This window comes from Enterobacter cloacae (genome assembly GCF_011078175.1).
In the GTDB taxonomy this organism is placed as follows: Bacteria; Pseudomonadota; Gammaproteobacteria; order Enterobacterales; family Enterobacteriaceae; genus Enterobacter; species Enterobacter cloacae_Q.
Map to the genome: position 1 here is coordinate 620169 of NZ_JAALCJ010000002.1, position 22996 is coordinate 643164.

General features: G+C 53.7%; 23 protein-coding genes, 2 tRNA genes and 1 rRNA gene. 7 read left to right on the forward strand and 19 right to left on the reverse strand.

Features of this window, described 5'->3' with window-relative positions:
* Positions 1–55: 55 nt before the first annotated feature.
* The 8 genes from dinB to G6Q29_RS07145 all read right to left on the reverse strand — a co-directional run bounded on the left by dinB (position 56) and on the right by G6Q29_RS07145 (position 7261).
* Positions 56–1114 (reverse strand): DNA polymerase IV, encoded by a 1059-nt coding sequence (gene dinB, locus G6Q29_RS07110; protein WP_165465059.1) that lies wholly within the window; start codon positions 1112–1114, stop codon positions 56–58.
* Positions 1115–1221: 107 nt separating this feature from the next.
* Positions 1222–1422 (reverse strand): (Na+)-NQR maturation NqrM, encoded by a 201-nt coding sequence (gene nqrM / locus G6Q29_RS07115; RefSeq protein ID WP_003863212.1) that lies wholly within the window; start codon positions 1420–1422, stop codon positions 1222–1224.
* A gap of 2 nt (positions 1423–1424) precedes the next feature.
* Positions 1425–2648: an NADH:ubiquinone reductase (Na(+)-transporting) subunit F gene (gene nqrF, locus G6Q29_RS07120; RefSeq protein WP_165465060.1), complete on the reverse strand. Its 1224-nt coding sequence runs from the start codon at positions 2646–2648 to the stop codon at positions 1425–1427.
* 10 nt (positions 2649–2658) lie between these two features.
* Complete coding sequence (nqrE, locus tag G6Q29_RS07125) at positions 2659–3255, reverse strand: NADH:ubiquinone reductase (Na(+)-transporting) subunit E (protein ID WP_003863217.1); 597 nt, start codon at positions 3253–3255, stop codon at positions 2659–2661.
* 6 nt (positions 3256–3261) lie between these two features.
* The gene (locus G6Q29_RS07130; RefSeq protein ID WP_003863219.1) at positions 3262–3900 is read right to left on the reverse strand and encodes an NADH:ubiquinone reductase (Na(+)-transporting) subunit D; all 639 of its coding nucleotides are present in this window, start codon (positions 3898–3900) and stop codon (positions 3262–3264) included.
* Complete coding sequence (locus G6Q29_RS07135; RefSeq protein ID WP_165465061.1) at positions 3893–4687, reverse strand: Na(+)-translocating NADH-quinone reductase subunit C; 795 nt, start codon at positions 4685–4687, stop codon at positions 3893–3895. The genes G6Q29_RS07130 and G6Q29_RS07135 overlap by 8 nt, the downstream gene beginning before the upstream one ends.
* Positions 4680–5915: an NADH:ubiquinone reductase (Na(+)-transporting) subunit B gene (locus G6Q29_RS07140; protein ID WP_165465062.1), complete on the reverse strand. Its 1236-nt coding sequence runs from the start codon at positions 5913–5915 to the stop codon at positions 4680–4682. The genes G6Q29_RS07135 and G6Q29_RS07140 overlap by 8 nt, the downstream gene beginning before the upstream one ends.
* Positions 5916–5917: 2 nt before the next feature.
* The gene (locus G6Q29_RS07145) at positions 5918–7261 is read right to left on the reverse strand and encodes a Na(+)-translocating NADH-quinone reductase subunit A (protein ID WP_165465063.1); all 1344 of its coding nucleotides are present in this window, start codon (positions 7259–7261) and stop codon (positions 5918–5920) included.
* A gap of 300 nt (positions 7262–7561) precedes the next feature.
* Between G6Q29_RS07145 and dpaA the strand changes: the two genes are divergently transcribed.
* Positions 7562–8302, forward strand: a complete 741-nt coding sequence (gene dpaA, locus G6Q29_RS07150) for a peptidoglycan meso-diaminopimelic acid protein amidase (protein ID WP_063451772.1) — start codon at positions 7562–7564, stop codon at positions 8300–8302.
* Here dpaA and G6Q29_RS07155 read toward each other — a convergent pair.
* On the reverse strand, positions 8273–9040 hold the full coding sequence (locus tag G6Q29_RS07155; RefSeq protein ID WP_102750185.1) for a class II glutamine amidotransferase: 768 nt from the start codon (positions 9038–9040) through the stop codon (positions 8273–8275). The two genes, dpaA and G6Q29_RS07155, sit on opposite strands and share 30 nt — an antisense overlap.
* A gap of 48 nt (positions 9041–9088) precedes the next feature.
* Complete coding sequence (gene lpcA / locus G6Q29_RS07160) at positions 9089–9667, reverse strand: D-sedoheptulose 7-phosphate isomerase (RefSeq protein ID WP_003863232.1); 579 nt, start codon at positions 9665–9667, stop codon at positions 9089–9091.
* Positions 9668–9907: 240 nt separating this feature from the next.
* On the opposite strand from lpcA, the gene fadE reads away from it, so the two are divergent.
* Positions 9908–12352: an acyl-CoA dehydrogenase FadE gene (gene fadE / locus G6Q29_RS07165; RefSeq protein WP_165465064.1), complete on the forward strand. Its 2445-nt coding sequence runs from the start codon at positions 9908–9910 to the stop codon at positions 12350–12352.
* A gap of 107 nt (positions 12353–12459) precedes the next feature.
* Positions 12460–13230, forward strand: coding sequence for an amidohydrolase (locus G6Q29_RS07170; RefSeq protein ID WP_165465065.1), 771 nt, complete (start codon positions 12460–12462; stop codon positions 13228–13230).
* 101 nt (positions 13231–13331) lie between these two features.
* On the opposite strand, the gene G6Q29_RS07175 is transcribed toward G6Q29_RS07170, so the two are convergent.
* Together G6Q29_RS07175 and dnaQ are read right to left on the reverse strand one after the other, a co-directional pair.
* Positions 13332–13408: transfer RNA gene (locus G6Q29_RS07175), tRNA-Asp, on the reverse strand.
* A 132-nt stretch (positions 13409–13540) separates the two neighbouring features.
* Complete coding sequence (gene dnaQ, locus G6Q29_RS07180) at positions 13541–14272, reverse strand: DNA polymerase III subunit epsilon (RefSeq protein ID WP_003863237.1); 732 nt, start codon at positions 14270–14272, stop codon at positions 13541–13543.
* On the opposite strand from dnaQ, the gene rnhA reads away from it, so the two are divergent.
* Entirely contained in the window at positions 14226–14804 is a 579-nt protein-coding gene (gene rnhA, locus G6Q29_RS07185) for a ribonuclease HI (protein ID WP_162196835.1), read from the forward strand. The genes dnaQ and rnhA overlap by 47 nt on opposite strands.
* Here rnhA and G6Q29_RS07190 read toward each other — a convergent pair whose 3' ends face one another.
* On the reverse strand, positions 14805–15521 hold the full coding sequence (locus tag G6Q29_RS07190; RefSeq protein ID WP_165465066.1) for a class I SAM-dependent methyltransferase: 717 nt from the start codon (positions 15519–15521) through the stop codon (positions 14805–14807).
* A 32-nt stretch (positions 15522–15553) separates the two neighbouring features.
* On the opposite strand from G6Q29_RS07190, the gene gloB reads away from it, so the two are divergent.
* Together gloB and mltD are read left to right on the forward strand one after the other, a co-directional pair.
* Complete coding sequence (gloB, locus tag G6Q29_RS07195; protein WP_165465067.1) at positions 15554–16312, forward strand: hydroxyacylglutathione hydrolase; 759 nt, start codon at positions 15554–15556, stop codon at positions 16310–16312.
* A gap of 68 nt (positions 16313–16380) precedes the next feature.
* Positions 16381–17745 carry a murein transglycosylase D gene (gene mltD, locus G6Q29_RS07200; protein WP_165465068.1) on the forward strand — a complete coding sequence of 455 codons (1365 nt, stop codon included), beginning with the start codon at positions 16381–16383 and terminating at the stop codon, positions 17743–17745.
* 52 nt (positions 17746–17797) lie between these two features.
* Here the strand turns inward: mltD and G6Q29_RS07205 are convergent, their stop codons facing one another.
* The 3 genes from G6Q29_RS07205 to G6Q29_RS07215 form a co-directional block, all read right to left on the reverse strand.
* Positions 17798–18571, reverse strand: coding sequence for a class I SAM-dependent methyltransferase (locus tag G6Q29_RS07205; RefSeq protein ID WP_165465069.1), 774 nt, complete (start codon positions 18569–18571; stop codon positions 17798–17800).
* 77 nt (positions 18572–18648) lie between these two features.
* Positions 18649–19449 (reverse strand): endonuclease/exonuclease/phosphatase family protein, encoded by an 801-nt coding sequence (locus G6Q29_RS07210; protein ID WP_032673787.1) that lies wholly within the window; start codon positions 19447–19449, stop codon positions 18649–18651.
* Positions 19450–19586: 137 nt separating this feature from the next.
* Complete coding sequence (locus G6Q29_RS07215; protein ID WP_165465070.1) at positions 19587–20762, reverse strand: MFS transporter; 1176 nt, start codon at positions 20760–20762, stop codon at positions 19587–19589.
* A gap of 103 nt (positions 20763–20865) precedes the next feature.
* Between G6Q29_RS07215 and yafC the strand changes: the two genes are divergently transcribed.
* The gene (gene yafC, locus G6Q29_RS07220; protein ID WP_165465071.1) at positions 20866–21771 is read left to right on the forward strand and encodes a DNA-binding transcriptional regulator YafC; all 906 of its coding nucleotides are present in this window, start codon (positions 20866–20868) and stop codon (positions 21769–21771) included.
* A 30-nt stretch (positions 21772–21801) separates the two neighbouring features.
* On the opposite strand, the gene dkgB is transcribed toward yafC, so the two are convergent.
* The 3 genes from dkgB to rrf all read right to left on the reverse strand — a co-directional run.
* Positions 21802–22605 (reverse strand): 2,5-didehydrogluconate reductase DkgB, encoded by an 804-nt coding sequence (dkgB, locus tag G6Q29_RS07225; RefSeq protein WP_165465072.1) that lies wholly within the window; start codon positions 22603–22605, stop codon positions 21802–21804.
* A gap of 160 nt (positions 22606–22765) precedes the next feature.
* Positions 22766–22842, reverse strand: a tRNA-Asp gene (locus G6Q29_RS07230).
* Positions 22843–22897: 55 nt separating this feature from the next.
* Positions 22898–22996: ribosomal RNA gene (rrf, locus tag G6Q29_RS07235) — 5S ribosomal RNA — on the reverse strand; the annotation flags it as partial.

A 22996-nucleotide genomic window follows, 5' to 3' on the forward strand; every position in this document is an offset into this window, starting at 1 on the left:
TTAGCCGTTTGATGCCCGGTGACGCTACGCTTACCGGGCCTACGATTGGCGTAATCTACAGTCCCAACACCAGCTGACGCTCCAGCTGCGGATCCAGTAAGGTGACGTGCAGCCCCACCAGCCTTACCCCTCGCCCGCCCCGCCGCTCTTCCCACGCCTTTTTCGCCGTCGCAATAAGATCCTCTTTGTTCAGGCGCGGCCAGACGTGCTCCTGCGTCGTCTGCTGAAAATCGTTAAATTTCAGTTTGATGCCCTGCCGGGCAATAAGCAGATCCGGTTTGACCTTCAGTAAGCGTCGTTCAAGCTCAGGATAAAGCTGTTCCGTAATAATGGTTTCACACTCGGTCCAGTCATGGATATCTTCGCTGAGTGTGCGTTCAACGCCTACCGATTTACGCAGCCGTTCGTTGTTCACATCCCGATCGTCAATGCCCTGACTGCGTTCCCACAGCACGCGGCCAAACTTGCCAAAACGCTTAAGCAGCAGCACCAGATCGCTGCGCTGAACGTCTTCGCAGGTGCGTAGCCCCATACTTTCCAGCTTCGCGGCGGAGACTTTACCCACGCCGGGGATTTTGCTGAGCGGCAGCGTTTTTAAAAACGCCGGAACCTCTTCCGGGGTGATAACGTACTGGCCGTTGGGCTTATTTAAATCGGAGGCGATTTTGGCGAGAAATTTTACCGGCGCGACGCCTGCCGATGCCGTGAGATTCAGCTCGTTAAAAATAGTCTGGCGGATCTCCTGCGCCATCAGAGTGGCGGAGCCGTGGCAGTGCACGCTGTGGGTGACATCCAGATAGGCTTCATCCAGCGATAACGGTTCAATCAGTGAGGTGTAGCGGGAGAAGATCTCCCGGATGTGGCTCGACGCTTCTTTATAGGCATCAAAACGTCCGGGCAAAAGAGTGAGATGCGGGCACAGTTTCAGCGCCATCGCTGTCGGCATGGCGCTGCGCACGCCGTATTTACGAGCCGGATAGTTGGCGGTGCTGATGACACCGCGCTGAACCCGGCTGCCGCCAATGGCGATGGGAATATCCCGCAGCCCCGGGTTGTCACGCATCTCCACTGCGGCAAAAAAGCAGTCCATATCGACATGGATTATTTTGCGCATAGTAAGCCCTCACTCTTTACTGGATAAGTATACAGTAAAGAAATGAGGGTTGAGAAGTGTGCGTGGGAATTGTCGGGTGGCGGCTTCGCCTTACCCGACCGACAAGACTAAATAATACGCTGCTGTTCGCGGGCCATTCTTTTTTTCCGCGCATCGCACGGTTCCGGGCAGTCGCAGACCTTTTCCATTCCGATAGAAGAGATCCCGCCGCAGCTGCCCTGAATGCTTTTACGCTTGATGATCCAGCCTAATGACATGCCGAAAATCACCAGCACAAACACCGCAAAGGTCGCCAGAAAAGTCAGCATCTTCAGCCTCCGAAATCATCAAGAAGGATGTTCTCATCTTCCACACCGAGATCTTTAAGCATCTTGATCACGGCGGCGTTCATCATTGGCGGACCACACATGTAGAACTCGCAGTCTTCCGGTGCTGGGTGCTGTTTGAGGTAATTTTCATACAGCACGTTGTGGATGAAGCCCGTATAGCCTGTCCAGTTATCTTCCGGCTGCGGATCGGATAGCGCTACGTGGAAGGTAAAATTAGGGTTATCACGTGCCAGCTGTTCAAACTCATCGTCATAGAACATTTCGCGCAGTGAACGCGCCCCGTACCAGAAGCTGATCTTACGTTTGCTCCCAAGACGCTTGAGCTGGTCAAAAATGTGTGAGCGCATCGGCGCCATGCCCGCACCACCGCCGATAAAGACCATTTCCGCGTCGGTGTCTTTGGCAAAGAACTCACCGAACGGACCGGAGATCGTCACCTTGTCGCCAGGCTTGAGGGACCAGATATACGACGACATCACGCCCGGCGGCGCATCTGGTACGTTAGGCGGCGGGGTAGCGATACGCACGTTGAGCATAATGATGCCCTTCTCTTCCGGATAGTTAGCCATGGAATAGGCGCGAAGCGCAGGCTCCTTGACCTCGGACACAAAGCGGAAGAGATTAAATTTATCCCAGTCGGCACGGTACTCTTCAGGTATGTCGAAGTCGGCATATGCCACGGTGTGTGCCGGACAATCAATCTGGATATAGCCACCCGCACGGAACGGGACGCTCTCCCCTTCAGGTACGCGCAGCTTAAGCTCTTTAATGAAGGTGGCTTTGTTATCGTTAGAGATAACTTCGCACTCCCATTTTTTCACGCCGAATATCTCTTCCGGCAGCTCAATCTTCATGTTCTGACGCACCGCGACCTGGCACGCCAGACGGCATCCCTCTTTCGCTTCACGCTTCGTGATATGCGACAGTTCCGTAGGCAGAATATCACCGCCGCCCTCTTTCACCGTCACACGGCACTGCCCGCATGAGCCGCCGCCACCGCAGGCTGACGAGACAAAGATCCCGTTGCCGGAGAGCGTATTAAGCAGTTTGTCCCCCGCCGGGGTACGGATCTGATTCTGCGGATCGTCATTGATATCAATGATCACATCCCCGGAATTCACCAGCTTCGCACGCGCCGCCAGGATCAGCCCTGACAGCACCAGTACTATCAGCGTGAACATCACCACGCCAAGAATAATTTCCATCTGTTAGCCCTTATAGCTGCACACCGGAGAAGGACATAAAGCCCAACGCCATCAGGCCGGTGGTGATAAAGGTGATCCCTAAGCCACGAAGTCCCGCAGGCACGTTGGCATATTTCATTTTTTCGCGGATCCCCGCCATGGTGACAATCGCCAGCATCCAGCCGATACCGGATCCAAAGCCGTACACCACGGATTCACTGAAGTTGTAATCGCGCTGAACCATAAACGAGACGCCACCGAAGATGGCGCAGTTCACGGCGATCAGCGGCAGGAAGATCCCCAGCGCGTTGTACAGCGACGGAAAGTATTTATCGAGGATCATCTCCAGGATCTGAACAAGCGCCGCAATCACTCCGATAAAGGTGATAAAGTTCAGGAAGCTAAGATCAACGCCTTCCACCAGCGCGCCATCGCGCAGCACGAAGTTGAACACCAGGTTGTTAATCGGAACGGAAAGCCCCAGCACCACGGTGACCGCCACGCCCAGACCAAATGCCGTCGAGACCTTTTTGGAAACGGCAAGGAACGTACACATGCCGAGGAAAAAGGCGAGCGCCATGTTTTCAACAAACACCGCGCGCACAAATAAACTCAGGTAATGAGCCATTGTCGGTTACTCCTTTTCCTGCTGTTCAGGCTTCAACGTACGAATCAGCCAGATCAGCAAACCGATAATGAAAAACGCGCTTGGCGCCAGCAGGAACAGCCCGTTCGGCAGATACCAGCCGCCGTTCTGTACCGTATCCAGCACCGGAATGCCAAACAGCTTGCCGCTGCCAATAAGTTCGCGCAGGAAACCAACCGTCAACAGGATCACGCCGTAACCCAGGCCGTTGCCGATACCGTCCATAAAGCTCGCCAGCGGTGGCATTTTCATCGCATAGGCTTCAGCACGCCCCATCACGATGCAGTTGGTGATTATCAGGCCGACAAACACCGAAAGCTGCTTCGAGGTTTCATAGGCGAAGGCGCGCAACAGCTGATCGACCACAATCACCAGCGAGGCGATGATCGCCATCTGCACGATGATCCTCACGCTGTTGGGTATGTGGTGGCGGATCATTGAGATAAACATGCTGGAAAACGCTGTCACCAGCGTTACCGCCAGCGTCATGACCACCGCCGTTTCCAGCTTGGTCGTCACCGCCAGAGCCGAGCACACGCCCAGCACCTGAAGCGTTATCGGGTTATTGGCTAACAGCGGGCCAATCAGCACCTTTTTAACTTCTTTCAGTTCACCCGTATCAGCCATTATTCAGCGCTCCTTCACGTACATTCTTCAGGAAGGGACCAAAGCCCAGTTCACCCATCCAGAAATCAAAGCTGTGCTGCACCCCGTTAGAGGTGAGCGTGGCCCCGGAAAGGCCATCAACGGCAAATTCATCGCCGGGACGCGCGCCTCCTTTCACCACCTTCAGCGCAGGCTGACCGTTGTCGTCGAGCACTTTTTTACCAACGAACTGTGCCCGCCAGTTAGGGTTCTCAACTTCGCCCCCCAGCCCTGGCGTTTCGCCCTGATCGTAATAAGTAATGCCTTTGACCGTGCGGCCATCGGTATCCAGCGCCACAAAAGCGTACATCATTGACCACAAGCCGTTACCGTAGATGGGCAACACCACTTCCTGCACGCGTTTTTGCTCGTCACGCACCAGGTAAATCTCCGCAATATTGCTGCGGCGCTTAATCCCTGCCGGATCCTGCGAGGCGTCAAGCGTGGTGCTCATCTGCGGATCTTTTAGCGCCAGCGCCTGATTATATTTCGCCGGGTCTTTATCCATTAACTTCCCGGTTTTTAAATCCACCAGCCGTGCGGTAATGCGTTCGGCAAACACCGCCGCGACGTCATCCTTCGTCATGCCTTCCTGCATCAGCCCGGCCACGGCCAGGATGTTACGCTGTTTATCCAGCGCGCGTTGCTCCTGCTGTAGCGGTTTTAACCCTACAGCAGAACCGGCTACCACGATGGAACAGACCAGGCACAGTACCAGCACCACCAGTAGCGTTTTGCTGATGCTGTCGTTATTTTTGATCTCAGCCACGCGCCTTCCTCCGCTTAATGTTGGCGCGCACGACCAGGTAGTCGAACAGCGGCGCAAACAGATTGGCAAACAGAATGGCCAACATCATCCCTTCCGGATAGGCCGGGTTGACCACGCGAATCAGTACACACATCACCCCAATGAGCGCGCCGTAACACCATTTACCTCTGTCGGTAAACGAAGCCGAGACGGGATCGGTGGCCATGAACATCATGCCAAACGCAAAGCCTCCCAGCACGAGGTGCCAGTACCACGGCATGGAGAACATCGGGTTAGTGTCTGAACCAATGAAATTGAAAAGCGTGGCAGTAAGTACCATCCCGAGCATGACGCCAGCGACAATGCGCCAGGATGCCACACGGCCAAAGAGGATGATGGCCCCGCCGATCAAAATCATCAGGGTAGACACTTCACCGACGGAGCCAGGAATATTGCCGATAAACGCATCGAACCAGGTCACAGCCTGTCCGGTTGCATTATTGACCAGCGTCTCACCGCCGCCTGCCGCCCACTGGGAAAGAGGTGTCGCACCGGAGAAACCGTCCGCAGCCGTCCATACCAGGTCACCCGAGATTTGCGCCGGATAAGCAAAGAACAGGAAAGCTCGCCCTGCCAGCGCCGGGTTGAGGAAGTTGCGTCCGGTTCCGCCGAAAATCTCCTTGGCAATCACCACGCCAAAGCTGATCCCCATCGCCGCCTGCCAGAGCGGCAGCGTTGGCGGAACAATCAGCGCAAACAGAATAGAGGTAACAAAGAAACCCTCGTTGATCTCATGCTTGCGAATAATCGCGAACAGAACTTCCCAGAAACCGCCCACAATAAAGACAGTCATATAGATAGGGAGGAAGAAGACAGCCCCCAGCGTCATCATGCTGATCCAGCCAGCATCTGGCGTAAAACTCACCCCCAGTGACTGCGCCAGACGATAGTGCCAGTCAGACTGAATGACCTGCGCCAGCTGCTCTGCATCGTACATATGGTGCAGCGCCGGAATAGTCTGCAACCCAACGTTATACATCCCCCAGAACATGGCCGGGAAGACCGCAAACCAGACCAGAATCATCATACGCTTGAGGTCAATGGCGTCGCGAACGTGCGCCGCGCCTTTCGTCACCAGACCCGGCGTGTAGAAAATGGTCGTTGTCGCTTCATACAGCGGGTAGTACTTTTTGAGCTTCCCTTCGGTAAAGTGCGGCTCAATTTTTTCAAAGAGGTGTTTTAAGCCCATGGTTATCCTTCCTGCTCAATGCGGGTTAACACCTCGCGCAATACGGGTCCGTATTCGTATTTACCTGGACACACATAGGTACACAGCGCCAGATCTTCTTCGTCCAGCTCCAGGCAGCCCAGCGCCTGGGCACCGTCGGTATCGCCGGCCAGGAGATCGCGCAGCAGCACGGTGGGCAGAATATCCAGCGGCATCACGCGTTCGTAGTTGCCAATCGGAACCATGGCGCGCTCACCGCCGTTGGTACTGGTGGAGAAGTTGAACAGCTTCTGCCGCAGGAAGTGGCCCAGCGTGGTGCGGGTAACGGAGTATTTTTCTGCGCCAGGCAGTACCCAGCCGAACAGCTCTTTCTCGCGCCCTTCAAGCACCACGCTCACCTGAAGATGGAAACGCCCCAGCCAGGCCATTGGGCCTGTCGCGTGCCTGCCGCTCAGCACCGAACCGGAAATAATGCGGTTTTCACCCTCTTTCGTTTCGCCAGCCAGCAGCGCCGTCAGGTCTGCCCCAAGCAGCGTGCGAACCAGACGCGGTTGGGTTGTCTGAGGGCCACCAATGGCAATAATGCGTTCTGCGCACAGTTCACCCGTGGTGAAAAGTTTACCGATAGCGATCGCGTCCTGATAATTAAGATGCCAGACCTGTTTCGTCAGGCTTACCGGCTCCAGGAAATGAATATGCGTTCCCACCAGCCCGGCCGGATGCGGGCCGGCAAATTCATTAAAGGCTACCTGCCCTTGCGGATGCCCGCCAAGCTTACCGCCGCTGGCCTGGCAAACATGCACTTTGCCCGGCGTCAGGCGCGTTAACACGGTGAGGCCGGCATCGAAAGCTTTTCGTTCGGCCAGAATAAGAGGCTGCGGATCTGCGCTGAGCGGGTTGGTGTCGATGGCCGTAACGAAGATAGCGGCTGGCACAGTGCCAGGCACGGGCGTTTTGCTGAAGGGGCGCGTGCGAAGCGCCGTCCACAGTCCCGACTCCAGCAGTTGAGCCTGCACTGCTTCGCGGCTGAGCGTGGCGAGAGCGGCGTCTTCAAAACGCGCAAATTCGCGTTTCTCTTCGCCTTCAATTTGAATAACAACCGATTGCAGGACGCGACGCTCACCACGATGGATGGCGACAACGGTGCCGCTGGCGGGGGCTGTAAACATAACGCCAGGATTTTTTTTATCCTCGAAGAGCGCCTGGCCTTTTATGACGCGATCGCCTTCCTGTACCAGCATCGCAGGACGCATGCCCACGTAATCATCACCTACAATGGCGACATGATGAATACTGGCGCCGTTGGTAACGTGCTGTTCAGGCACGCCAGAGATTGGCAGATCGAGTCCTTTTCTGATTCTAAACATGTGGTTAGCAGGTATCCATGAACAACAATCCAGAGTGGCCGGAGTGTACCATTTTCGACCCTGCCAAGGGCAGCAAATCCGCCGTATGACGCGCTGAAATGCGAGCTATTGCGCAAAGTTCCTGGAGTCACGGCAATTTGAATGGGTTATAAAGTAAAACTAATTTGTAAACGCAAAGGTTGGCTCTTGCGAAAATCTCCATCGATGCTAATGTGAGCGCTCCTGTCCAGATTAGTCTGATTTCGGGTGTCTTTTGCCGTTCTGGCAAGTTGGTCATTGTTTTATCAAGGAACCAGTAGTATGCGTAAAATCGCATTGTTCATTGCGATGCTTCTGATACCGTGCATGTCGTTTGCCGGGCTGCTTGGCAGTAATAGTTCAACGACGCCGGTCAGCAAAGAGTATAAACAGCAGTTGATGGGATCCCCGGTTTATATTCAAATCTTCAAGGAAGAGCGCACACTCGATCTGTTTGTCAAAATGGGCGAGACGTATCAGCTGCTCGATAGCTACAAAATCTGTAACTATTCTGGCGGGCTGGGGCCGAAACAGCGCCAGGGTGACTTCAAAAGTCCGGAAGGGTTTTACAACGTTCAGCGTAACCAGCTAAAACCGGACAGCCGCTTCTATAAAGCGATTAACATCGGTTTCCCCAATGCCTTTGACCGCGCTCACGGTTACGAGGGTAAATACCTGATGATCCACGGTGCCTGCGTATCTGTCGGCTGTTATGCGATGACGGATTCCGGTATTGATGAGATTTTCCAGTTTGTCACCGGCGCACTGGTCTTCGGCCAGCCGAACGTTCAGGTCAGCATCTATCCGTTCCGTATGACGGATGCCAACATGGCGCGCCATAAGTACTCTGTGTATACGGATTTCTGGAAACAGCTAAAACCGGGCTATGACTACTTCGAGCAAACCCATAAGCCGCCGGTGGTGTCCATCGTCAATGGCCGTTACGTGGTGAGTAAACCGCTCAGCCATGAAGTGGTCCAGCCTCAGCTTGCGTCAAATTACGCGGTCCCCGAGGCAAAATAGCACCCACTCGCCTGGCATGATCTTTTGCCAGGTTTCGTTGCCCGTCAGCGGCTGCGTTGCAATGACGGTGACCACATCGTTTGGTGTGGTCTCCTTCTGAAAATCAATTTCCACATCCTGATCGAGCAACGTGGCCACGCCAAACGGCGCGCGGCGCGTGATCCAGAAAAGATTCGTGGAGCAAAACGCCATCACGTAACGCCCGTCTGACAGCAGCATATTGAAGACGCCCTTCTCGCGTAGTTCTGACGCCAGCGACGCAATGTATTTAAAGACGGCGGCCATGTTGCCGGGCGTGCGGGGATAACGCTCCGTCAGCTTGTGGAGCAGCCAGCAGAACGCTTTCTCACTGTCCGTTTCGCCGACCGGACGGAAGTTGCCCGTTTCCAGGGATTTATAACCCGTAAGCTGCCCATTATGCGCGTAGGTCCAGTTACGGCCCCACAGCTCGCGGGTAAAGGGATGGGTGTTTTCCAGCGCTACCTCCCCCCGGTTTGCCTGACGGATGTGCGCGATCACCGAACAGGATTTAATGGGATAATCCTGCACCAGTTTGGCAATGGGCGAGTTAAAGCTGGGCTGTGGGTCTTTGAACGTGCGACAGCCTTTGCCTTCGTAAAAGGTAATGCCCCAGCCGTCTTTATGCGGCCCGGTTCCTCCACCGCGCTGAACCAGCCCGGTAAAACTAAAGCAGATATCGGTTGGCACATTGGCGCTCATCCCGAGCAGTTCGCACATACATCACCTCCACAACAGCGGGGAGCAGCGGAGCCCCCCAGCGAAGTCTTACTTAACCATCTCTTTTTCGATCAGTTGGATCAGGATGTGGATCACTTTGATGTGAATTTCCTGAACGCGGTCCGCATAACCGAAGTGTGGAACACGGATTTCAATGTCCGCCGTACCGTCCATCTTACCGCCATCTTTCCCGGTCAGGGTGATCACTTTCATGCCCTTCTCACGCGCGGCGGCAATCGCTTTGATCACGTTAGCGGAGTTACCGGAGGTCGAAATCCCCAGCAGCACGTCACCTTCACGGCCCACGGCTTCAACGTAGCGGGAAAAGATGTGGTCGTAACCGAAGTCGTTGCCCACGCAGGAGATGTGGCTCACGTCGGAAATCGCAATCGCCGGATAGCCCGGACGGTTTTCGCGATAGCGTCCGGTAAGCTCTTCTGCGAAGTGCATGGCGTCGCAGTGGGAGCCGCCGTTACCGCACGAAAGCACTTTGCCACCGGCTTTGAAGCTGTCGGCCAGCAGGACCGCCGCGCGCTGAATAGCGTGAATATTGGCATCATCTTTCAGAAAGTTCGCCAGCGTTTCCGCCGCTTCGTTCAGTTCGTTACGAATAAGATCCTGGTACATGAGGATAATCCTTCAGTATTGATGAAATAACACAGTGGAGTGTACCGGATAGCGCTAAAAGCGAGAAGCTAAAGCCATGCGAATCGTCCGGCGTTTTTGATTTTTTGTGCCGGCTAAAACGCGAACAATGTGAACCAGGTTGTAATTATTTTGTAAACACATTGCTAAAGGAAATGACATCAACTAAAACCATATCATCACAAGTGGTCAGACCTCCTACAAGCAAGGGAGCTTTTCTTTATGATGATTTTGAGCATTCTCGCAACCGTTGTGCTGCTCGGTGTGTTGTTTTATCACCGTGTCAGTTTATTACTGAGTAGCCTGATTCTTCTGGCCTGGACGGCTGCACTTGGCGTCGCTGGCCTGTGGAATATCTGGGTGCTTGTTCCCCTGGCCATCATTTTGCTGCCGTTCAACCTGACGCCGATGCGTAAGTCGATGATTTCCGCTCCGGTGTTCAAGGGATTCCGTAAAGTGATGCCGCCGATGTCGCGTACGGAGAAAGAAGCGATTGATGCCGGTACGACATGGTGGGAAGGCGATCTGTTCCAGGGCAACCCGGACTGGAAAAAGCTGCACAATTATCCGCAGCCGCGCCTGACTGCCGAAGAACAGGCCTTTATTGATGGCCCGGTGGAAGAAGCGTGCCGCATGGCAAACGACTTTGCCATTACTCACGAAATGGCCGACCTGCCGCCTGAACTCTGGGCGTACCTGAAAGAGCATCGCTTCTTCGCGATGATCATTAAGAAAGAGTACGGCGGTCTGGAATTCTCCGCTTACGCTCAGGCTCGTGTGCTGCAAAAACTGGCGGGTGTCTCGGGGATCCTGGCGATCACCGTGGGTGTGCCAAACTCCTTAGGCCCTGGCGAGCTGTTACAGCATTACGGTACGGAAGAGCAGAAAGATCACTACCTGCCGCGTCTGGCGCGTGGTCAGGAAATCCCGTGCTTCGCGCTGACCAGCCCGGAAGCCGGTTCTGATGCCGGTGCTATTCCGGATACCGGCGTGGTCTGCATGGGCGAATGGCAGGGCCAGCAGGTGCTGGGCATGCGCCTGACCTGGAACAAACGCTATATCACCCTGGCGCCTATCGCCACGGTGCTGGGCCTGGCGTTCAAACTCTCTGACCCGGAAAGACTGCTGGGCGGTGAAGAAGAGCTGGGCATTACCTGTGCGCTGATCCCAACCTCAACGCCGGGCGTGGAAATTGGTCGTCGTCACTTCCCGCTGAACGTGCCGTTCCAGAACGGTCCTACCCGCGGTCAGGATATCTTTGTCCCGATTGATTACATTATCGGTGGCCCGAAAATGGCCGGTCAGGGCTGGCGCATGCTGGTGGAATGTCTGTCGGTGGGCCGCGGTATTACCCTGCCGTCGAACTCAACCGGCGGTCTGAAGTCGGTGGCGATGGGGATTGGGGCTTATGCACATATCCGCCGCCAGTTCAAAATCTCCATCGGCAAGATGGAAGGTATCGAAGAGCCGCTGGCGCGTATTGCGGGCAATGCCTACGTGATGGACGCCGCAGCCTCGCTGATTACCTACGGCATTATGCTGGGCGAAAAACCCGCCGTGCTGTCGGCAATTGTGAAATACCACTGTACCCACCGTGCACAGCAGTCAATTATTGATGCAATGGATATCGCAGGCGGTAAAGGGATCATGCTCGGTGAAGGCAACTTCCTGGCACGCGGCTATCAGGGTGCGCCGATTGCCATCACCGTGGAAGGGGCAAACATCCTGACCCGCAGCATGATGATCTTCGGCCAGGGGGCGATTCGCTGCCATCCGTACGTGCTGGAAGAGATGGCCGCCGCGCAGAATAACGACGTGGATGCCTTCGATAAGCTGCTGTTCAAACATATTGGTCACGTGGGCAGTAACAAGGTGCGCAGCTTCTGGCTGGGCCTGACGCGTGGACTAACCAGCGCCACGCCAACCGGCGATGCGACCAAACGTTACTACCAGCATCTGAACCGTCTGAGCGCCAACCTGGCCCTGCTGTCTGACGTCTCTATGGCCGTCCTGGGCGGTAGCCTGAAGCGTCGCGAACGCATCTCCGCCCGTCTGGGTGATGTGCTGAGCCAGATCTTTCTGGCCTCTGCGGTGCTGAAACGCTACGACGATGAAGGCCGTCAGGAAGCGGATCTGCCGCTGGTGCACTGGGGCGTGCAGGATGCAATGTATCAGGCCGAACAGGCGATTGACGATCTGCTGGCCAACTTCCCGAACCGCTTCGTCGCGGGTGCCCTGCGCGCGGTGATCTTCCCGACCGGTCGTCATCACCTGGCGCCGTCCGACAAGCTGGATCACAAAGTGGCAAAAATTCTCCAGGTACCAAGCGCAACCCGCTCTCGTATTGGTCGGGGTCAATATCTGGCACCTACCCCGCATAACCCGGTAGGTTTGCTGGAAGAGGCGCTGCTTGACGTGATGGCCGCCGATCCGATTCACCAGAAGATTTGCAAACAGCTGGGCAAAAACCTGCCGTTTACACGGCTGGATGAGCTGGCAAAACAGGCGCTGGCGGGTGGCATCATCGACAACAGTGAAGCTGCAATTCTGGTGAAAGCCGAAGAGAGCCGTCTGCGCAGTATTAATGTGGATGATTTCGAACCTGAAGAGCTGGCGACACAGCCGGTAAAGCTGCCAGAGAAACATCGCAAACCTGAAGCGGCATAAGGCCTTTTGCTCCCACAAACCCCGCCCCGCGCGGGGTTTTTTATTGCCACATTTTCTGGTAATGACGTGCTACAGTGTCAAAAAGTGTTTATTAAGGAGCCTGTATCGTGCCTGGTTTAAAGATTTCTGTTTTGCAGCAACCTTTAGTGTGGATGGACGGCCCCGCCAACCTTCGCCATTTTGATCGCCAGCTGGAAGAGATTACCGGACGTGATGTGATTGTCCTGCCGGAGATGTTCACCACAGGTTTCGCGATGGAGGCAGCAAAACAGTCCATGCCGCAGGACGAGGTGGTGGCCTGGATGCACGCCAGGGCGCAGGAAACAAACGCGCTGATTGCCGGTAGCGTCGCACTCCAGACCGGGCGCGGACCGGTCAACCGCTTCCTGCTGGTCGAGCCGGAAGGAAAAGCCCATTTCTACGATAAGCGCCACCTGTTCCGCATGGCGGATGAACATCAACATTATGAAGCCGGAAGCGAACGCGTGGTATTTGAATGGCGCGGATGGCGTATTCTGCCGCTGGTCTGCTATGACCTGCGCTTCCCGGTGTGGTCGCGCAACCGCAACGATTATGACCTGGCGTTGTACGTCGCCAACTGGCCCGCCCCACGCTCGCTGCACTGGCAGGCTTTACTGACCGCGCGCGCGATTGAAAATCAGGCTTATGTCGTTGGCTGTAACCGCGTGGGAACGGACGGCAACGGGCATCACTATCGCGGTGACAGCCGGGTGATCAGTCCGCAGGGTGAGATTATTGCCACCGCCGAGCCGCATCAGGCAACACGAATTGACGCTGAGATCTCGTTAACGGCCTTAAAAGAGTATCGGGAGAAGTTTCCGGCCTGGCAGGATGCAGACCCGTTTACAATCGGATAAACACAACCCGCGGTGTTACCCTGACTTATCTTCTGGCGTAACATCGGGAAAAAGCAGAAATGAAAAAAGGCCCACGTTATAAATAACGCGGGCCTGAATAGTGGCGGAACGGACGGGACTCGAACCCGCGACCCCCTGCGTGACAGGCAGGTATTCTAACCGACTGAACTACCGCTCCACTGTTCCCGTTTGGGGAACGAGGCGAATATTACGGTTTGCCTCTGAACTCGTCAACGCTTTTTCTCAGGTTTTGAATCGTTTGCTGCAAAATTCACCCAAACGGTGATTTAACAAACGTTTCAGCACATTTTCAGGTGCGCCACAGACAGCTCCCGCCCTTCTTTTGTACTAAATCGAGACGAGATTCATGGTTCATCAGTTCTTCATCACTGGCTAAAACAACCCGCAGGCGATTCGCCTGACGCACAATGCGCTGAATCCCTCCTTCATCACGCGTCTGCTGGGATTCATTTTCCATACTGAATTTCATCGACGTTTGCCCGCCGGTCATGGTCAGGTAGACATCGGCCAGGATCTGGGCATCAAGCAATGCGCCGTGCAGCGTTCGTTTGGTGTTGTCTATCTCATAGCGTGAGCACAGGGCATCAAGGCTGTTACGCTTGCCGGGGAACATCTTCCTTGCCAGCGCCAGGCTATCCGTGACCTTACAGAACGTATTCGTCTTTGGAATATCGCGATTAAGCTTGCTGAACTCATAGTCCATAAAGCCGATATCGAACGACGCATTATGAATGACCAGTTCCGCCCCCCTGATGTAGTCGAGAAATTCATCTGCGACGTCGGCAAAGGTGGGCTTATCCAGCAAAAACTCATCGGCGATGCCGTGAACGCCGAACGCTTCCGGGTCCACCAGCCGATCGGGTTTGAGGTAAACGTGGAAGTTGTTGCCCGTAAGACGACGGTTCACCACTTCAACGGCACCAATCTCAATGATTTTGTGCCCTTCGTAGTGGGCGCCAATCTGGTTCATACCGGTGGTTTCGGTATCGAGAACAATCTGGCGAGTAATTGCAGTGCTCATAGCGGTCATTTATGTCAGACTTATCGTTTTACTGAACGTTTCAAATACAGGAAGTCTACCAGAGATGCGTAAACAGGTAGAAATTTTCACCGATGGATCTTGTCTCGGTAACCCAGGGCCCGGCGGCTATGGCGCCATTATGCGTTATCGTGAGCATGAAAAAACCTTTAGTGAAGGCTATTTTCTCACCACCAACAACCGCATGGAGCTGATGGCGGCCATCGTGGCGCTGGAAGCGTTAAAAGAACATTGTGACGTGGTGCTGAGTACCGACAGCCAGTATGTCCGCCAGGGCATAACCCAGTGGATCCACAACTGGAAAAAACGCGGCTGGAAAACGGCAGAGAAAAAGCCGGTCAAGAATGTCGACCTCTGGAAGCGTCTTGATGCCGCCCTGGGTCAGCACGAAATCAAATGGGAGTGGGTAAAGGGGCACGCCGGTCACCCTGAAAACGAACGCTGTGACGAGCTGGCTCGCGCGGCGGCCTCCAACCCGACTCATGAAGACGCAGGTTATCAGCCTGAATCCTGATCACGGTTTATTATACTGCCGCGTGGCCCCAACGGTCTGGCGGATCCGCGTTTTTGATTTGCTCTGCTTCATTGGGTTGAGCGTAAGGGGGATCGTCCTCTTACGCGCGACAATAAATTGCATACAGCCCAGCGCAGGTAAATGGGTGCTTAATAAGACTCCGCCTTTACGCGTCCAGGGGATAACCTGAAATCCCCCGTAGCTCAGCACTTCGAAATTTAACAATGAAAGCCAGTCCAGCTGGCGCATCAGGGTAAACATGCGGCTGTTATACGGCGGCGTGCGACGCAACACGGGGGTCAGTTTACGTAGACCCATCAGGCTCAGCGGATTAAAGCCGCTCAGGACCAGCCAGCCGTCGTCAATCAAAACGCGGTCCGCTTCCCGCAGGAGACGATGGGGATCGCTGCACCAGGGCAGCGTGTGGGCGAGCAGACAGGCATCAATGGATTTTTCCGCAAACGGCAAATGCAGCGGATCTGCTTTCACCTGAACCGGGGCCCCCTTAAGTGATACGTTAACCTGATGCGAGATAGCGCAGCTTTCGGTATTGATTTCTGCGCTCAGATTGCCAATCTTAAGCAGGTGAAAACCATACATTTTCGCGAGCCAGGGTTTAAGCTGAAGTTCTAAGGCCTCGCGATAATATTCACCCCAGGGCAACTCTGCCCAACGTTCCGGTGGTGCGACAGTCTGAGGTATCCTTGCCGGTTTCATCAAAACACCCGCCACGCTATAAGAGGTAATGCATGAATCTTATCAGTATTTCCGCCTTTCAGGACAATTACATCTGGGTTTTAGTCGACAACGATCGCAGATGCATCATTGTTGATCCAGGCGAATCCGCACCGATCCTGCGCGCAATAAAAGAAAACGACTGGCAACCTGAAGCGATTCTCCTTACCCATCATCATGACGATCATGTCGGTGGAGTTCCCGCTCTCCTGGCGCGCTATCCCCATCTTCCCGTCTACGGACCGGCAGAGACACAAAATAAGGGTACGACGCAAGTTGTCGAAGAAGGCGAAAGTATCCTCATCCTCGGGTGGGAGTTTTCCGTATTTGCTACGCCAGGTCACACTTCCGGTCATCTCTGTTTCTACAGCAAACCTTATCTGTTTTGTGGCGATACGCTGTTTTCCGGCGGCTGTGGAAGGCTATTTGAAGGTACGCCCGAACAAATGTATCAATCTTTACAAAAAATTAATGCACTGCCAGCCGACACCATCATTTGTTGCGCACATGAGTATACATTAGGGAATATGAAGTTTGCTGCGAGCGTCCTGCCAGAGGATCGAGCGATTCAGGATTATTACCACAAAGTGAAGGAGTTACGTGCAAAAAACCAAAAAACACTCCCCGTAATTCTGAAAAATGAGCGCCAAATAAATTTATTTTTAAGAACTAATGACACTGATTTAATTAATAAAATTAACCAAGAAACAAATTTGTTACAACCAGAAGCGCGATTTGCATGGTTAAGGTCAAAGAAAGATAACTTCAGATAATTGCGGGTTGCCTTTTCAAAATTTCGCCGTTATCATCGCTCGTCTTTTAAGCAACTATTGACACACACATGAAGGCAAAAGCGATATTACTCGCCTCTGTCCTGCTTGTAGGTTGCCAGTCACAAAACGGCAGCAACGTACAGCAGCACGCACAGAGCCTTTCTGCGGCTGGTCAAGGGGAAGCAGGGAAGTTTACGAGTCAGGCGCGTTGGTTGGACGATGGGACATCCTTCGCGCAGGAACAAGACTTGTGGGCCTCTATTGGCGACGAGCTAAAGATGGGAATTCCGGAAAACAGCCGGATTCGCGAACAGAAACAGAAGTATTTGAGAAATAAGAGCTATCTCCACGATGTAACATTACGGGCAGAGCCGTATATGTACTGGATAGCCGGGCAAGTTAAGAAACGTAACATGCCTATGGAACTGGTACTACTACCCATAGTGGAGAGCGCTTTTGACCCGCACGCGACGTCTGGCGCCAATGCAGCAGGCATCTGGCAGATCATTCCGAGCACAGGGCGAAATTATGGTTTAAAGCAGACCCGCAACTACGATGCGCGTCGTGACGTTGTCGCTTCAACGACAGCCGCTCTCGACATGATGCAACGTCTGAACAAGATGTTTGACGGCGACTGGTTATTGACTGTCGCGGCGTATAACAGTGGTGAAGGTCGTGTACTGAAGGCAATGAAAGCGAATAAAGCGCGTGGTAAATCCACAGACTTCTGGTCGCTCTCACTGCCACAGGAAACAAAGATTTACGTACCGAAAATGCTGGCTCTGAGTGACATTCTCAAGAACAGTAAACGTTACGGTGTACAACTGCCAACACCAGACGAAAGTCGTGCACTGGCGCGTGTCCGCCTCAGCAGCCCGGTTGATATTCAACAGGTTGCCGATATGACGGGTATGTCGGTAAGTAAGCTTAAAACCTTTAATGCAGGTGTTAAAGGCTCCACGCTGGGTGCAAGTGGCCCACGTTATGTAATGATTCCGCAGAAACACGCGGAACAGTTACGAGAGTCTTTAGCTTCGGGTGAAATTGCAGCCGTTCAGTCCACGCTGATCGCTGATACGTCGCCTGTAAGCAGCCGCAGCTATAAGGTGCGTTCAGGCGATACGCTTTCAGGAATTGCTTCACGCCTTGGCGTGAATACGAAAGATCTCCAGCAGTGGAATAATCTGCGCGGGTCCGGTCTGAAAGTGGGTCAAACGCTGACCGTTGGTGCAGGTAGCAGCGCACAGCGTCTCGCTAAAAACAGCGATAGCATTACCTATCGCGTACGTAAAGGCGACTCGCTGTCCAGTATTGCTAAGCGTCACGGCGTAAACATCAAAGATGTGATGCGCTGGAACAATGATACTGACAATCTGCAACCTGGCGACCAGCTGACGTTGTTTGTGAAAAACAGCGCTACGCCAGATTCCTGATAGTACGATCGCTTGTAAAAAAGGCACCGATTCCCCTCGGTGCCTTTTTTGTTTATCCCGCTTTTTGCGCTTCAGCCATAATGGTGTCGCTGGTAAACGAACCATCGTCATGCAGTTCAAAGTACGCCTTCACGTCAGCAGAGGCACTCTCCTGATACAATCGGATCGCCTGAGTCAATGCCTCCGGTGTGCGCATCCGCGCAATCCATGACGTGAACTCCAGCGGCAAACGGTCGGTTATTAATGAGCGTGAAATCAAGCCAGCTTCGGTGATAAACGTAAGCCACTCACCACTGGAGTAATTTTGCACGTGCGAGGTATCACGGAGCGCTTCAACCGTCTGGAGCCAGATATTCCGTACCGGATGTCCGGGAGACATCACGTCCATGATGATGAAGGTTCCGCCCGGTTTGAGCACCCGTTTCACTTCACGTAATGCCTGCCCTACATCATGCCAGTGGTGTGCAGAGTAACGGCTAATCACAACATCAAACGACGCATCCTCAAAGGGTAAAGATTCAGCGTAACCCTGGCGCGTAGTGATGTTATTCAACCCTTTCGCTTTCGCCGCCTCTGCAACCACATCCAGCATCTGGCTCGATAAATCATACGCCGTCACCTGGGCAACCTGCTGTGCAGCGGTAAAACTGGCGTGCCCCGCCCCGCAGCCTAAGTCCAGCACGTGCGCGTCAGGGAACGCGGCGAGCCGTTCGCCGAGACGCACCAGGTCGCGGCCAGAGGCGTGCACGGCGCTGCTCAGATACGCGCTAGCCTGAGAGCCAAACTGTTTTTCGACGTTGTCATGATGGGAGTGTGTTGTTGTCATGTTGCTGTCCTTTTATGGGTTAAAAAACAAAGGGCAGCACCCGCACAGGCCTGCCCCACGGCAGACCTGACGCACCATTATTTATCAGGTTTGCCGGGACTGAATTCTACTAGTAGAGGATTATGATCGGAGGCGCGCGTCACCAGAACGGATGCATCGTGCACGCTTAAACCCCGATAGAAGACAAAATCAAGAGGACGACCAAACGCTTTCTTACGCTGGTCATCGCTAAAACGAACTTCACGCAGCGACATTTCACGCGCAAAGCGGTACAACGCGTTCATACGCGGGCGGCTCCAGGCATTGAAGTCCCCGGCCATAATGATCGGCCCGCTGTGATGAGCAATCTGATCGCCAATGGGAAGTAACTGCTTACTATACACATCAACACCCAGGCTGAAGTTCACCGCATGGATGTTTACCACCATCAGCAGACGAGTATCCGGTAACGGATAGACCGTGACCAGCGCCGATTTTGCCAGACGCAGGATCGGTTCACGTTCACGCAGCGGGCAGCAATAGACCGGATGTGCGGCTGAAAGAGTCATCACCCCAGAAGGATGCTGTGGCAGAACAAAAGCAGGCACCTGATCGGCTGCAAGGTAGTGAGTCGTTGCAAATCTGACCAGCTCAGGCGTGGTTTGCGCCTCCTGTAACAAAACCAGATGCGCATCTTTACCAAAATTTTTGAGTACGGATAACCACTCCGCACGCTGTTGTTTAAAGATGTTCCACACCAGTACGCGAATTTTTTCGTCACTGCTTAATGGCGTGCCCGCTGGTAATGCCTGACCCAGGCTCGCAAACGAACCCGGAGGCAAGATCCTCTCCGCAGGCATTCCGGCAACATAACGCATGGCATAGGTATTTTTTCGCACTTTTGGAAACGACCTCTGTAACATGAACCAGCCCGGAAAACGAACTGGTTCTAATGTTATAGGGATTTTAGGTCGCACTTTCAACGCAATTACTGAGAAACCGCTTTCCAGTTTTGTAAGCAAGCACTTACTGATACTTATCCAAGCGCGACGCGAGAGGGTTTATCAAGCCGTCCACTCAGACCAATAAGGAGGAAAGCGACAAGCACAATCACCGCACCAATCCATGGCGTTTGGGTTAATCCAACGTGTTCAACTGTCTGACCACCAATAACCGATCCGAGGGCGATACCGATATTGAATGCAGCAATATTCAGACCAGATGCAACATCCACCGCATTCGGCGTATAGCGTTCGGCTTTCTGTACAACATACACCTGCAATCCCGGCACGTTACCAAACGCGAATATTCCCATAACTAAGACCGTTACCAGCGCGGCATATTGTATCGATGCGGTGAACTGGAAAATCATCAGCAGAATAACCAGTGCGGCGAAGATGAATTTCAGCGCCGGCACAGCACCATGCTTATCCGCAAGCTTGCCGCCCCAGATATTGCCGATTGCGACGGAGATACCGTAGCCCAGTAAAATCCAGCTCACTGCCCCCGGAGAAAAACCAGCCAGCTCCTGCATCATCGGCGCAAGGAAGGTGAATGCAGTGAACACGCCACCATAGCCCAGCGCCGTTACGGCATAGATAAGCAGCAGGCGCGGGTGTGTCAGAACCTTAACCTGATCGCTCAGGCTGGCGCTCGCGCGCCCCGGGGTATTCGACGGAACCAACAGTAGGCTGGCCACCAGAGCAATCACGCCCAACAGCGATACCGCGAGGAAGGTTTCACGCCAGCCAAAATGTTGTCCGATAAACGTTCCTAACGGCACGCCTGTAACCAGCGCGACGGTTAAGCCGCCAAACATAATAGCAATGGCTGACGCCGCTTTCTCTTTAGGCACCAGGCTGGTTGCAATGGTGGAACCGATGGAGAAGAAGACACCGTGTGCGAGGCCTGTCAGCAAACGGGCAATGACAAGCGTGATGTAGTCCGGAGCCTGCCACGCCAGAATATTGCCGGCCGTAAAGAGCACCATCAGGGCGACTAACAGTTGTTTACGCGGGAATCGGCCGGTAAGCGCCGTCAGCACAGGCGCCCCAACAGCGACACCTAACGCATAAATTGACACCAGCAGCCCGGCAGAGGGCAGCGAAATGGCAAGTTGATTAGCAATGGTAGGGACCAGTCCTACAATAACAAATTCGGTCGTGCCAATTGCGAAGGCACTGATCGTCAGGGCAAGAAGCGCCAGTGGCATAAATACTCCGTCTCTTCAGGATTAAGATGACAGGCAGTATGCGCCAGTGTTTAAATAACAAAAATGGTTAGAATCTCAATAGAATTTTGCGGATGATGCAATAATGAAAGCCACATCGGAAGAACTGACTATCTTTGTTGCCGTGGTGGAAAGCGGCAGCTTCAGCCGTGCGGCCGAACAGCTCGGGCAGGCGAACTCCGCCATCAGCCGCTCGGTGAAAAAGCTGGAGATGAAGCTCGGGGTGAGTCTGCTCAACAGAACAACGCGTCAGCTCAGCCTGACGGAAGAAGGTGAACGTTATTTTCGCCGCGTACAATCCGTTTTGCAGGAGATGGCGGCAGCTGAGACGGAAATAATGGAGTCGCGTAGCACTCCGCGTGGATTGCTACGCATTGATGCGGCGACGCCGGTCGTGCTTCATTTTCTGATGCCCTTAATCAAGCCATTCCGGCAGCGTTATCCGGAGATGACTCTGTCCCTGGTCTCTTCAGAGACGTTTATTAACCTGATTGAGCGTAAAGTTGATGTGGCGATCCGCGCGGGAACCCTGACGGATTCAAGTTTACGCGCTCGCCCTCTGTTCACCAGCTATCGCAAAATTATCGCGTCACCGCAATATATTGCAGAGCATGGCAAACCGGAGACCGTTGAGGAGCTGAAGCAGCACCTGTGCCTGGGCTTTACCGAACCTGTCTCGCTGAACACCTGGCCCGTGGCCTGTCATGACGGACAACTTCATGAGATCACCTGCGGACTTTCGTCTAATAGCGGGGAAACGCTGAAACAGCTATGCCTTGAAGGAAATGGGATCGCCTGTTTATCAGACTATATGATTGATAAGGAAATAGCTGCGGGTCAGCTTGTAGAACTGATGGCTGACAAACGCTTACCTGTAGAGATGCCTTTTAGCGCAGTGTATTACAGTGACAGAGCGGTCAGTACGCGCATACGCGCTTTTATCGACTTCCTTAGCGAACATATAAAAACAGCTCCCGGAGGAGCTGTGTGAGGGTTTAAGGATACAGAGGGAGGGCTTTTATTAATCCCAGTCTGGTGCTAACCCTTCCGGGCTGACCAGACGATCGTTGCATTCCAGTGCAGCGATGGCGTTTTTATCTTCATCATCCAGCTGGAGATCACGCGCTAACAGGTTACTTGCCAGGTTTTCACGTTTGGTTGAAGAAGGGATCACGGCATAGCCCTCACCCATCGCCCATGCCAGGATCACCTGTGCAGCTGTTGCATTGTGTTTTTCAGCGATGCGTGTAATCACTTCATCTTTCAGCGCCTTACCATATGCCAGCGTCATGTAAGAGGTGGTGTGAATGCCATGCTGTTTCGCCCAGTTAGCAACTTTGCGGTTTTGCAGGTAGGGAGAGAGTTCTATCTGGTTAGTGGCAATATTCTCTTTACCCACTGCGGCGATGGCCCTTTCCATTAACGGGATAGTGAAGTTAGAAATGCCAATTTCACGCGTTAATCCCTGCGTTTTCGGATCCATCAGTGTCTGCATGAACTCCTCCACAGAGACGGCATCATCAGGTGATGGCCAGTGGATCAGCGTAAGATCAACATAGTCAGTACGCAGCTTTTTCAGACTTTCCTTCAGGCTTGGGATCAGCTTGTCTTTGCTGAGATTCTCAATCCAGATTTTGGTGGTGATGAAAAGCTCGTGGCGCGGTACGCCGCTCTCTTCGATGGCCTGGCCTACGGCAGCTTCGTTATCATAAATCTGCGCCGTATCAATAGCGCGATAGCCCAACTCGAGTGCGGTTTTAACAGATGCAATAACAACATCGTCTTTCAGGCGGAAAGTGCCCAAACCCAGTGCAGGGACAGTCATATGATTCCTCAATCGTTATGTTCGTAAACTGAGGAGAATTATCACTGTGGTTGTTATGCCGAAAAAGATCGTAAAACGCAGAGGATTTTTGCTAATTTCGCAACAATCAAGCGTCAGATAAGAAAAAAGCCCTGAGCGTTAGCTCAGGGCTTTTAATAAGTGGCGGAACGGACGGGACTCGAACCCGCGACCCCCTGCGTGACAGGCAGGTATTCTAACCGACTGAACTACCGCTCCACCGAATACTTCTGTAACCACCGGATTAATGCACCGGTTTACTACTTAATTTGATGCCTGGCAGTTCCCTACTCTCACATGGGGAGACCCCACACTACCATCGGCGCTACGGCGTTTCACTTCTGAGTTCGGCATGGGGTCAGGTGGGACCACC

Excerpts from the sequence above, each read along its gene's own strand:
- gloB (WP_165465067.1), top strand. The coding sequence starts at position 15,554 with ATGAATCTTATCAGTATTTCCGCCTTTCAGGACAATTACATCTGGGTT.
- G6Q29_RS07155 (WP_102750185.1), bottom strand. The coding sequence starts at position 9,040 with ATGTGCGAACTGCTCGGGATGAGCGCCAATGTGCCAACCGATATCTGC.
- G6Q29_RS07190 (WP_165465066.1), bottom strand. The coding sequence starts at position 15,521 with ATGAAACCGGCAAGGATACCTCAGACTGTCGCACCACCGGAACGTTGG.
- fadE (WP_165465064.1), top strand. The coding sequence starts at position 9,908 with ATGATGATTTTGAGCATTCTCGCAACCGTTGTGCTGCTCGGTGTGTTG.
- dnaQ (WP_003863237.1), bottom strand. The coding sequence starts at position 14,272 with ATGAGCACTGCAATTACTCGCCAGATTGTTCTCGATACCGAAACCACC.
- dinB (WP_165465059.1), bottom strand. The coding sequence starts at position 1,114 with ATGCGCAAAATAATCCATGTCGATATGGACTGCTTTTTTGCCGCAGTG.
- yafC (WP_165465071.1), top strand. The coding sequence starts at position 20,866 with ATGAAAGCCACATCGGAAGAACTGACTATCTTTGTTGCCGTGGTGGAA.
- G6Q29_RS07130 (WP_003863219.1), bottom strand. The coding sequence starts at position 3,900 with ATGGCTGATACGGGTGAACTGAAAGAAGTTAAAAAGGTGCTGATTGGC.
- nqrF (WP_165465060.1), bottom strand. The coding sequence starts at position 2,648 with ATGGAAATTATTCTTGGCGTGGTGATGTTCACGCTGATAGTACTGGTG.
- G6Q29_RS07140 (WP_165465062.1), bottom strand. The coding sequence starts at position 5,915 with ATGGGCTTAAAACACCTCTTTGAAAAAATTGAGCCGCACTTTACCGAA.
- lpcA (WP_003863232.1), bottom strand. The coding sequence starts at position 9,667 with ATGTACCAGGATCTTATTCGTAACGAACTGAACGAAGCGGCGGAAACG.
- dkgB (WP_165465072.1), bottom strand. The coding sequence starts at position 22,605 with ATGACTGTCCCTGCACTGGGTTTGGGCACTTTCCGCCTGAAAGACGAT.
- G6Q29_RS07145 (WP_165465063.1), bottom strand. The coding sequence starts at position 7,261 with ATGTTTAGAATCAGAAAAGGACTCGATCTGCCAATCTCTGGCGTGCCT.
- G6Q29_RS07215 (WP_165465070.1), bottom strand. The coding sequence starts at position 20,762 with ATGCCACTGGCGCTTCTTGCCCTGACGATCAGTGCCTTCGCAATTGGC.
- mltD (WP_165465068.1), top strand. The coding sequence starts at position 16,381 with ATGAAGGCAAAAGCGATATTACTCGCCTCTGTCCTGCTTGTAGGTTGC.
- G6Q29_RS07205 (WP_165465069.1), bottom strand. The coding sequence starts at position 18,571 with ATGACAACAACACACTCCCATCATGACAACGTCGAAAAACAGTTTGGC.
- nqrE (WP_003863217.1), bottom strand. The coding sequence starts at position 3,255 with ATGGCTCATTACCTGAGTTTATTTGTGCGCGCGGTGTTTGTTGAAAAC.
- nqrM (WP_003863212.1), bottom strand. The coding sequence starts at position 1,422 with ATGCTGACTTTTCTGGCGACCTTTGCGGTGTTTGTGCTGGTGATTTTC.
- dpaA (WP_063451772.1), top strand. The coding sequence starts at position 7,562 with ATGCGTAAAATCGCATTGTTCATTGCGATGCTTCTGATACCGTGCATG.